At 44.5% G+C, this 9,409-nt stretch carries 10 protein-coding genes and 1 pseudogene; 7 read left to right on the forward strand and 4 right to left on the reverse strand.

Annotation, left to right across the window (positions count from 1 at the left end; all coding sequences use genetic code 11):
- Positions 1–87: 87 nt before the first annotated feature.
- Together JCM17471_RS14280 and JCM17471_RS12635 are read right to left on the reverse strand one after the other, a co-directional pair.
- Positions 88–651 carry a hypothetical protein gene (locus JCM17471_RS14280; protein ID WP_156321716.1) on the reverse strand — a complete coding sequence of 188 codons (564 nt, stop codon included), beginning with the start codon at positions 649–651 and terminating at the stop codon, positions 88–90.
- Positions 652–2,270: 1,619 nt separating this feature from the next.
- Complete coding sequence (locus JCM17471_RS12635; protein ID WP_263849510.1) at positions 2,271–3,098, reverse strand: IS3 family transposase; 828 nt, start codon at positions 3,096–3,098, stop codon at positions 2,271–2,273.
- Between the two features lie 958 nt (positions 3,099–4,056).
- On the opposite strand from JCM17471_RS12635, the pseudogene JCM17471_RS16840 reads away from it, so the two are divergent.
- From JCM17471_RS16840 to JCM17471_RS13615, 4 genes and pseudogenes are all read left to right on the forward strand, one after another.
- Positions 4,057–4,196 (forward strand): annotated as a pseudogene (locus JCM17471_RS16840) (transposase); the annotation flags it as partial.
- 217 nt (positions 4,197–4,413) lie between these two features.
- A complete protein-coding gene (locus JCM17471_RS12650) occupies positions 4,414–5,262 on the forward strand; it encodes an NAD(P)H-binding protein (RefSeq protein WP_054778123.1) in 849 nt (282 codons plus the stop codon).
- Positions 5,263–5,322: 60 nt separating this feature from the next.
- The gene (locus tag JCM17471_RS12655; protein ID WP_054778124.1) at positions 5,323–5,760 is read left to right on the forward strand and encodes an Rrf2 family transcriptional regulator; all 438 of its coding nucleotides are present in this window, start codon (positions 5,323–5,325) and stop codon (positions 5,758–5,760) included.
- An 85-nt stretch (positions 5,761–5,845) separates the two neighbouring features.
- Complete coding sequence (locus JCM17471_RS13615; protein WP_082395342.1) at positions 5,846–6,019, forward strand: PspC domain-containing protein; 174 nt, start codon at positions 5,846–5,848, stop codon at positions 6,017–6,019.
- 66 nt (positions 6,020–6,085) lie between these two features.
- Here the strand turns inward: JCM17471_RS13615 and JCM17471_RS16140 are convergent, their stop codons facing one another.
- Positions 6,086–6,214, reverse strand: a complete 129-nt coding sequence (locus JCM17471_RS16140; protein WP_263849511.1) for a hypothetical protein — start codon at positions 6,212–6,214, stop codon at positions 6,086–6,088.
- Positions 6,215–6,224: 10 nt separating this feature from the next.
- Complete coding sequence (locus JCM17471_RS12660; RefSeq protein ID WP_225354305.1) at positions 6,225–7,112, reverse strand: NAD-dependent epimerase/dehydratase family protein; 888 nt, start codon at positions 7,110–7,112, stop codon at positions 6,225–6,227.
- 81 nt (positions 7,113–7,193) lie between these two features.
- Here JCM17471_RS12660 and JCM17471_RS12665 point away from each other — a divergent pair, with 81 nt between their 5' ends.
- The 3 genes from JCM17471_RS12665 (at position 7,194) to JCM17471_RS12675 (ending at position 9,303) form a co-directional block, all read left to right on the forward strand.
- Complete coding sequence (locus JCM17471_RS12665) at positions 7,194–7,634, forward strand: MerR family transcriptional regulator (RefSeq protein WP_054778125.1); 441 nt, start codon at positions 7,194–7,196, stop codon at positions 7,632–7,634.
- A gap of 144 nt (positions 7,635–7,778) precedes the next feature.
- Positions 7,779–8,642: a hypothetical protein gene (locus JCM17471_RS12670; RefSeq protein WP_054778126.1), complete on the forward strand. Its 864-nt coding sequence runs from the start codon at positions 7,779–7,781 to the stop codon at positions 8,640–8,642.
- 1 nt (position 8,643) lies between these two features.
- Entirely contained in the window at positions 8,644–9,303 is a 660-nt protein-coding gene (locus JCM17471_RS12675) for a hypothetical protein (protein ID WP_162208400.1), read from the forward strand.
- Positions 9,304–9,409: the final 106 nt, after the last annotated feature.

The raw sequence follows: 9,409 nt of genomic DNA on the forward strand, positions 1-9,409 counted from the left end.
GATAGATATCGTTTTCAAATTAACTTTCCTCTCTATTATCGATATAGCTTTTATTTTACTTAATGTCGATTTTACGGAGTTCTTTTACTAACTTTTTGGGATCGGAGGTATCCATTTTTTCCAAGTCTGATAAGGAACTAGAGTTCCAGCTGCGTAGGGGTAAATATGATAGAATTTTTGCTGAGCGTAATCAAAATTCTGTGAGATGGACGGATTCCACCACCAGTCATGGTGAGGAACTTCGAGATAATACCGAGGTTGGAAATTCTGTGTTGCTTCATATTGAATTAGTCTTGTTGAAGCAACTTTACCTTCGTAAATAGGCAAAAGAATCGTAGTCATACAGAATAAGGTTAGTACCATCAGGAAGACGGTAATTGCTTGTAGCCATTTTGGTTTTGGCAAATAGGCTTGCCAAAGTCTACCCCACCAAATTAGAAGAAGAAGTTGTGAGCCGAATACTGCTCGAGGGCCAAAAGGATGAACAATTAAAAACGGCAGTACCAGGAACAGAGAAGCCAGGACTAAATACCAAGAAATTAAATCTTGAAATAATAGTGCTGTAGTAATAATCACAATACTAATGAAATAAGAAATATGAGATATTAGAATGATATTTTGAGATAAAGGAAAGAAGTTGTTTTTGGCCAAATAAAATTCACAAAGATAAAAAATATTAGTAGCAGAGCTGAAAATTGAATGGCATACACTTGCTGCGGATTTAGTTTAGAACGTTGATATACTAGTAAAGAAAAGACTGTCAAGGTGATCAGAAGTGGTAGCCACAGATATTCTCCAAATGTCAAGGCAAAAACCTTTCGAAAATTACTGGATATCTGACTGATATTCAAACCATGTCCGCTGATGGATTCTTGTGTAATCCACGTCTTTCCAAGTAGGATGATTGTTCCAACAGAGCTACTGCAGAAAAGTACCCACCAATGTCTAGGCACCTCTTGTCTGCGAAACTTATAAATAGTGATGAAAATAGAAATACTCAGCAAATTCAATAATGTAATAGGTTCATTAATCCATGAAGCTAGGAGTGACCATAGCCCCAATATAATCAAAATGGGAATAGTATATTGATGGGATTTTTGTCAATGATTTCTGTATCTGCCAGTGTCAATAGCCAAAGCGGAAAAACAAGAGCAAATACGTAATTAATAAACCCGGCATTCCAACCGAACGTTTGAGCTACTATTATTTTCGGCAACCAAAGTAGTCCCATCATAATGATCATTGATAACCAAGTACTTCGGGTGAGCTTGGTTGATAAATAAGATAAGATAGTCAATGTGCCGGCATACAGTAAATGTAAGAAGAATTGCATTTTGGTAACAGAATAATTAATGCATTCCCAAAAAAGCGCCCATCTCCAGAAGTACCGGTTAAATTTTTCCAGCGTAAGTATGTTTGAACAGGAATACTTCCCCAGCCTAAATCATCACTAGTCAACGGAAATGCAACGGACATTAAAAAACCGATAATAAATGTGAGTGTTAGTAGCATATAGAGATTTCTTTTTTTATACACAATAATTCCTCGTTAATCAAAAATTTTGACAGTCTTTCTTCATAAGATACAATTAGTCCCTAATAATACAATACCAGAATATAGTATACATGATAATGTGACTGCTGACAGAAAAAATAGCGTAACAGAAAATAAAGTTATTGACTGAAGTTTGGTGGGCTTAGACAAACGCTTGTGTTGGAATATGCACTAGATTTCGTTGTGCATTAATCATAACGAGCTATGCCCAAAACGTAGATGATTTAATTTTTGTACACTACTAAGCTTCTCCAACGTCAAAATAGTTGATTACTTGTCTTGGGTTAATCCGTTGGCCCGCTTGTACTTAGGAGTCAATGTTATTCACACCAAAACATTGACAAGTTGTGTCATAACCATTACCAACATGAATTACGATTGCAACATTTAAAGGCTGTGGAATTGTTTAGATTCCCAATGAATTTAATTGCACCAGAACGTACAGCCGGAATTTCGCACTACTCCCTAAGTTGAACTACCGAGTTTAGACCATCGTGATAGGCTTGATAGTTACTATATTTTGGGATGCTGAAAACAGTCAGCAAAGACGATTATCATTGTGACGTTCTTAACTGTCGCAATCCTGTTAGTAATATCATCAATATTCTAATTACGCAATTTGTGTCCACGATGCTGGTGAAGTGCAACTGAAAAATAGACGATCCGGATTACAATGAGGTTTACCCCTAAAGTTGGAACTGAATAGTTTGATTTAATTAGGCGACCAGTTGCTGTTCGAATTCGAGCGGTGATTGGCCGCCTAATTTTATTTGGATGCGCGCTGTATTGTAATACTTAATCCATTCGTCGATAGCTGTCTTTAATGCTTGATAGTTGGCGTAACTTTTTGCTGGACCAATCTCTGTTTTAAGTTTATCGAACACAGTCTCACAGGCCGCATTATCTAAACAGGTGGAACGGCGAGACATGCTCTGCTTGATGCGTCCATGCTTCAGTAATTTTCGCCAAGATCTATGTTGGTACTGCCAGCCCTGATCACTATGTAATGTCACTTGATAGCCGGTTTGTGGTAAATCATTTATGAGTCGATTCAATGGCTTTAGCGCAGACTCAAGATTAGGGTGTGAACTAACAGTCCAAGAAACAATTCGATTACTCCAAAGGTCTTTAACTACTTCCAGATAAGCTTTACCTCCATTGGTGGCTTTCAGTTCAGTGACATCTGTAACTAGCTTTTGGTAAGGCCTATCGGCCATATTTCTCCGACGTAGTCGATTCTTTGCGACTCGCCCGCGCGGACCTTTGGATGAATCATATTTGCGTGTGCGCTTTCGATAAACACTACTGTTAAGGCCTAACTCGGACATGATTCGTTGTATCCGCTTATGATTTGGTTTCTCTCGGCCTTGGTTCTCATACATCTTGCGAATAGCTGCAGTAACTCGGGGGACACCGTAGTTTCCTTTATGCGCTTTGAACACATCTTTGACGTGTTGCTTCAATTCCTCATCTGCATCAGGTTCTTGAAGCTTCTTCTGCCAATATTGAAAGACCGACATGGAAATTGGCAATGCTCTAATCAAGTCAACTAGTCGGTATTTTGTCCTGAGTTTGATGATGACTTGGCTGAGTTGGCGTTTGGATGCTTTCTCAAGGCTTGTAATTTTTTAAGGCGTCTACGCGTATCCGCAAGGATAAATTCTCCTGTTCTAGGCGCTTGATTTTGTCCTGATCTGTTTCTTTTGTGATGAGTCCTCACTCCTTGCCGCATTTCTAGTAAAGCTTGTTCACCGAAAGCATTGTATTGTATACCCGCTCCCAACGGACAACCGCTTCAATGGATAGCACGTCAAAGTGTGCGCATGTTTCTCGGAGAGATGCTTGATTATGTTGTTTCCACTTTACAAGAGTGACTCTCATTTGACCAGTTATTTCCGCCGGCCGAAGCAGTCCAGCTCGACCATGAACCTCGTAGACCGCAACCAGTATTCTGAACAATGATTCAGAAATGCCGAATTGTCGAGCCACTGACAGCTTGGATTGAACGCCTGTTAAATACGTCTCAACCGCTTTGATTTTTGTTGCCATCAAAATTTTAGTCACAAAATGAGGCTGTGACATAACTATTTGGTCTAAAGCGAGAGCTCTGGGATCTTTGGATTTCCGGAGCTCTCGCTTTCTGATAGAATAATAAAAAGATGCATTGGTCTCGACCACCGATGCGTCCATCTGCCTGCAAAAAGATATCTCAAAATGCAAGATTATTGAACATGAACCAAATTAGTCTGGAAATGAGGATATCATTTGTTCCTGAAAAAAGCATCCTGCCCATGAAATCAATGCTCTGGATGAGGCCATTGAACCACAATTCCACTACACTACCGGTCGGTCACGGGAATATAAGGCCGAGGTCACAGATCTTGAAGATAACCCAATTCCTGCGGCCATGACCAAGGGCGGCAGGAGCTGCACAATCCAAGTAAATGCAGAACTAGTAGAATACTTTAAAGCAAAACAACGTGACCAGCTTTCAAACATCGATATGCGCAACGTAAGATTGATGTTGAGCCCGTTTTGGACATCTGAAGGCCTCTTTGGGATTCAGTCGGTTTACCGTTCGCGGTCGCTCGAAGGTGAAAAACCAGATTGGGTTCGTCCTCATGGCATGGAATATGAAAAAGTTGGCCCTGACAATAGCTAATTTTTACCGCTACGACAAACTAAAAAGCAGACGAATCAAAAATCACGAAGATTTTCGATTCGGCTACTCTTTTGAGGGGGGTGTCACACCACCTTTCTTTTTGGAAAAGCTTGCATTTTAAATTGATGGTGTTACTATATAGACAACAAGTTACATATAAAGTAACAAGTGCCGCGCAAACAAAAGGAGAAATTCAATTGACAAATTATGCAATTACAGGTGTTACTGGCCGTTTCGGCCGTGCTGCTTTAAAGACTTTAATCGATTTGGTACCTGCTGATCACATCATCGCGTTAGCACGCAATGTTGAAAAGGCAAAGACAATGGTTCCTGCTGGTGTTGAGGTTCGCCCTGGTGATTATGCAAACACTGACCAGCTCAAGGCTTCATTGACTGGCGTAGATCGCTTGCTGTTAGTTTCCTCACAACCGGGTCAGGCAATGCCTCGGCTTCAACAACACAAAGATGTGATTGATGCCGCAAAGGCCGCCGGTGTGGCTTATATTGCTTACACCAGCTTCCCACACGCAGATACAGCAACGACACCACTTGCTGATGATCACAAGCAAACTGAAGCTTACATTAAGGCATCAGGGTTGGCTTACTCATTCCTGCGTAACAACTGGTATCTCGAAAATGAAGCTGATGTGCTGAAGGGCGCAATGGCTGGTCAGCCACTCGTTTATTCTGCTGGTGCAGGTAAAGCAGGCTGGGCGCTCGAACGCGAATACGCTGAAGCTGGTGCCCGTGTCTTGGCTGCTGATAACACAAAGGCTATCTATAAACTTGCTGGTCAAGCTCGGACCTATCAAGATTTGGCTGATGCAATCGATGCTTCATTTGGTGTTTTGGCCGTAGATGATGCGGCCTACGAACAAGGATTAGAAAAAGCGGGTCTCGATGCAGGGACTGCTGCACTCGTGACCTCTTTCCAAACTTTGATTCGTGATGGTCAACTGGATGAAGACACTGATGACTTACCAACTGTTTTGGGCCGTGAACTCACACCATTGGCCGATGCCATCAAGATTGTGACGGCGGAATAGACTGGTCGTCCTAGCCATTCTGTATTAAGATAAGCACATCACGAAAGTTGAGGGAGATTTATGCGCTTTTCAAATAAACTTAGCGATGCGGTGCACATTCTGTCCTATATCGATATCTACAGTGATGGTGACTTATCGAGTCAGGCAATTGCGGACAGTATCGGTTCAAATCCAAGTGTTGTCCGGCGCTTGATGTCGCGCTTAACCAAAGCCGGTCTCTTGCAGACACGGCCAGGCATTGTTGCCCCAGCACTCGCTAAAAATCCAAATGAAATCACGTTGTTGGACGTCTATCGTGCCGCAGATGACAATCAGAATCTGTTGCACGTCGACGAAAAGACAAACCCCGCCTGCATTGTGGGTGGCAATATCCAAGACACCTTGAATGTGATTTATGATGATATTCAGGATCAAGCGGAGCAGCGGATGCAAGGCATCACGGTGCAATCGATTATCGATGACATCTTAGTGCGCGAAAGCCACAGAACTGATCGTTAGTTGGAGATGGATATCAACCCTAAGTCCGTGCCTTAACACTTCTGACCTTGCTATAATAAAGGTATCAAGAAGCGGAGGGATAACAATGGGTAACTTAACACGTTCACGCAATGATCGACTGATCGCCGGTGTTTGTGCCGGCATCGCGAAACGCTTAGGCATTGAAACATTTTGGGTTCGACTGATTTTCATTATCGGTGGTGGCGTCTTTTTCTGGATTTATATCGCACTCGCGTTTATCCTGCCATACGGAGATTAATGAATCATCAACCAAAAGAGGTTGTGACAAAGATTTGATTTTGTCGCAACCTCTTTTTTGTGCTTTTTAAATCTGATGTGTTGCTACCAGAGTATCGACGGCACTCAGAATCGCTTCTTGTGTGGAACTCACTGGCTGCCAACCGAGAATTTGCTTGGCTTGTTGATTGCTGACGTTGTGATTAACGGTCTGCATCAGGCGGTTCTCACGTGCATTTTGATTGAATAGTGCCGCCACACCGAGCAACCAACCAGGCACTTGGCGGTGGGCCGTTTTTTCGGCCAAAGCGGCGCTCACGCCGGATAAGCGAGACAATCTGGGGCAGTGATAGTGTTTGATCTTCAACCGCAATGAAACGTTTGCCAGCGGCTGCCGGGGTCTGCATCGCTAGCACGTGCATGGCGGCCACATCGCGAACATCCACGATATTAATCTGCATGTCGGTAATGACACTCTTGGGATTGAGTAGGTACCGCAGAAAATCAAAACTGCCAGAAACGTGATTATCAAGCGCTGGTCCCAACATCGCACCGGGGTTGATCACGGCAAATTCGAGGGCAGAGTGAGTCTGATCGAGATAATCCCAGGCCGCTTTTTCGGCAATTAATTTGGAGCGTTCATATGAAGAGAGCCCGCGTTGATCGGGGTCGGTCCAGTCGGCTTCAGTGGTGACGCGTTGGCGGTCCTTATTGCTAAATGCCACGGCACCCAGATTGCCGGTCATGACCATGCGCTTCACGCCCGCCTGCTCAGCGAATTTGATCAATCGCATAGTGCCTTCAACGGCAGTGTTGGTCACAGCATCGGGTGTCGCATTGGTGGCACCGACAAAGACGGGAGCTGCTACGGAAAAGAGGGTGGTGACGCCATTCAATGCATCCAACCAATGCGCGTCCTGGGTGAGGTCAGCTGCGACAAAACTGAGCTGATCCAGATGCGCGACATGATTGGCTGATAAGGCTTGGCGCACCTGGTCTTGCTTATCTAATGTGCGTAAGGTGGTGCGGACCTGATAATTTTGATTGAGTAATTGACTGATGATGTGGAGTGCCAGGAAGCCATTGCCCCCGGTCACGAGTACTGTTTCTGTCATGTGTGGTGTTCTCCTTTGTTGTTTCTGTTATACTATGTAGCGTAAACCTTAGACATTGGTCTAACGCAAGGAGAAAATTTAATGACTTATACAATTAAAGAAGTTGCCGCTAAAACAGGCTTGTCCGCATACACGTTACGTTTCTATGATAAGAAGGGCTTGCTGCCATTCGTGGCTCGAGATGAATCCGGGTATCGAGCCTTCACCGATGGGGATCTCAATCTGCTGCACACGATTTGTTGCCTCAAAGACACGGGCATGAAAATTGACGATATTCGCACCTATATTGAAGCGGTGATGGCTGGTCCCAAAACGGTGGATACGCGCCAAGCATTATTGACAGCACATCGCCAAGCCGTTGAAGATGAAATCGCCAAGTTGCAGCAGAACCTTGAAGAGGTCGATTACAAGCTGGCGATGTATAGCGCACCGGATGCCACAGAACGCGTGGCGACGGAGTACAACATGGCTCAAATGGAAAAGATTGCACTCAAACTGCCGAATCCCTACGTCAAACAATGAGAAATCTGGTCAGTTGCCAGGTTGAAGCGCGGATCATTGGTCTGGTCGCCACTTTCTGTCGATAAATCGCTTGATATCGCCTTTAGTCGCGCGTCATTTTCAGGTACAATAGATGACGTGTATGAAAATAAGGAGAACAATCAAATGACAGACAAAAATGAGGTTATGCCATTTTGGGCGGAATTCCGGACCTCACCTGAATATAACAGTGTGAACACTTATCCTGAACAATCCGTGAAAACCACCATTGAGGCTTTCGGTGCCATGATGGCAAGTATGACCAGCACACCGATGAAACAGTGGCAGGTCAGTGACTTACAGCCAGTGTTGGAAGACTTGGTTGAGACCGCAACGAACGATACTGATCCCGAGGCGGGCAATGTCCTGACGGGAACCTATGACAGTATTCGAGCGATGCTGCGTTACCTGGCGAGCCAGCAAGAAATTGGCATGACCCGCGCGCAACTGAACGACATGTTAGATAAGTTTGAAGCAGCCAACGGATTAGAGGGTGAAGAAATGGCTGAAGATACCAATGACTACCAAAAGAATCGTGATATTAACGATGATCCTGAATTAGCAGCATGGCAAGAACACACAGCCCGCGACATCGATCGCTATACTGTGGAATGGGTGAATGCTTATGTCGCTAGTCCAGCATGGCAAACACGCAGTACCGAAGTGACGCCAGAATTCTTGACCACAACATTTAAGATGCTGGCACAAAACATCTATGATCAATATCGCAAGACGCCTAAAGCCTGGACCAAAAAGGCGATTGTGGGCGTGATGACCGGCAATTTTGTCAGCAACGTGGGTTTCCGTGAAGCTGAATATGAAATGTTGGCGCCAGCTTTTTCTGATCTGTTAGCCTACCTGGGTGAAGAAGGCTTACTCAACAGCAAGCGTGCCAGTGACTACCAACGCTTCATTACAGCCGCTGCACCAGAGATGATTGAAATGTCCAAGGACAGCGATAACTTCAGCCCAAGCAAAAATGGCCACTGAAATGATGGCAGCGGGCGTCGATCTCACCGATCAAGCTGCTGTTCAGGCCTACATGGCAAAGAAGATGGGCAAGAGCCAACCAGAACCTAGCCAAGCTGAATTGGATGCGGCCATGGCAAATCCCGCTGCATTAGTGGACCTGGCGAATAAGTATGATCCAGATCCCGATAAGAAGTATCTGAGTGTTCAACGTGTACCCGATCACGATGGCTTACAGTGGCGTCAAAAGACTGCAATTGCCGTACATACACAAGGTGTCATTTCCGGGTTACAACTCTGGGCCATGCGCGATACCTATCAATTGCCTGGCAATTGGGGTGCCCACGATGTTATCAAGAACATGAGCGAAGTCATTGATGTGATGTATGCGCAAAACTTGGAAACACCAGCCGATTGGTCCGTGGCGACATGGGAAAACTTCGGTAACTGGATGCGCGATAGCCAAAGTAAGAAGCGCTACGATGAAAACATTCAGATGCTTGAAAGTCTGATGGCACTGTTGACCAAGGGGGGTATTTTGAGTGCCCAACAAGGTCAACAATTACCAGCCGCAGTCCGTGGCGATGCGATTCCTGAGGTTGCTGGTCCAACCAAAGTTAAGGGGAATGTCATCTCAATGAAGAAGGCCCGCAAGTTATTGAAGGCAATGAAGCACCGTTAAGAAGAGGCTGTGACAAAAGGCGCTTTGAGTGGGAGGATGAACAGCCTTTTGGAACGCGATTAAGTTATTTTGATTAGAAAGTCGAGAAAGAGTTGGACCGGCATGT

It is taken from the genome of Lacticaseibacillus saniviri JCM 17471 = DSM 24301 (assembly GCF_001311785.1).
GTDB lineage: Bacteria > Bacillota > Bacilli > Lactobacillales > Lactobacillaceae > Lacticaseibacillus > Lacticaseibacillus saniviri.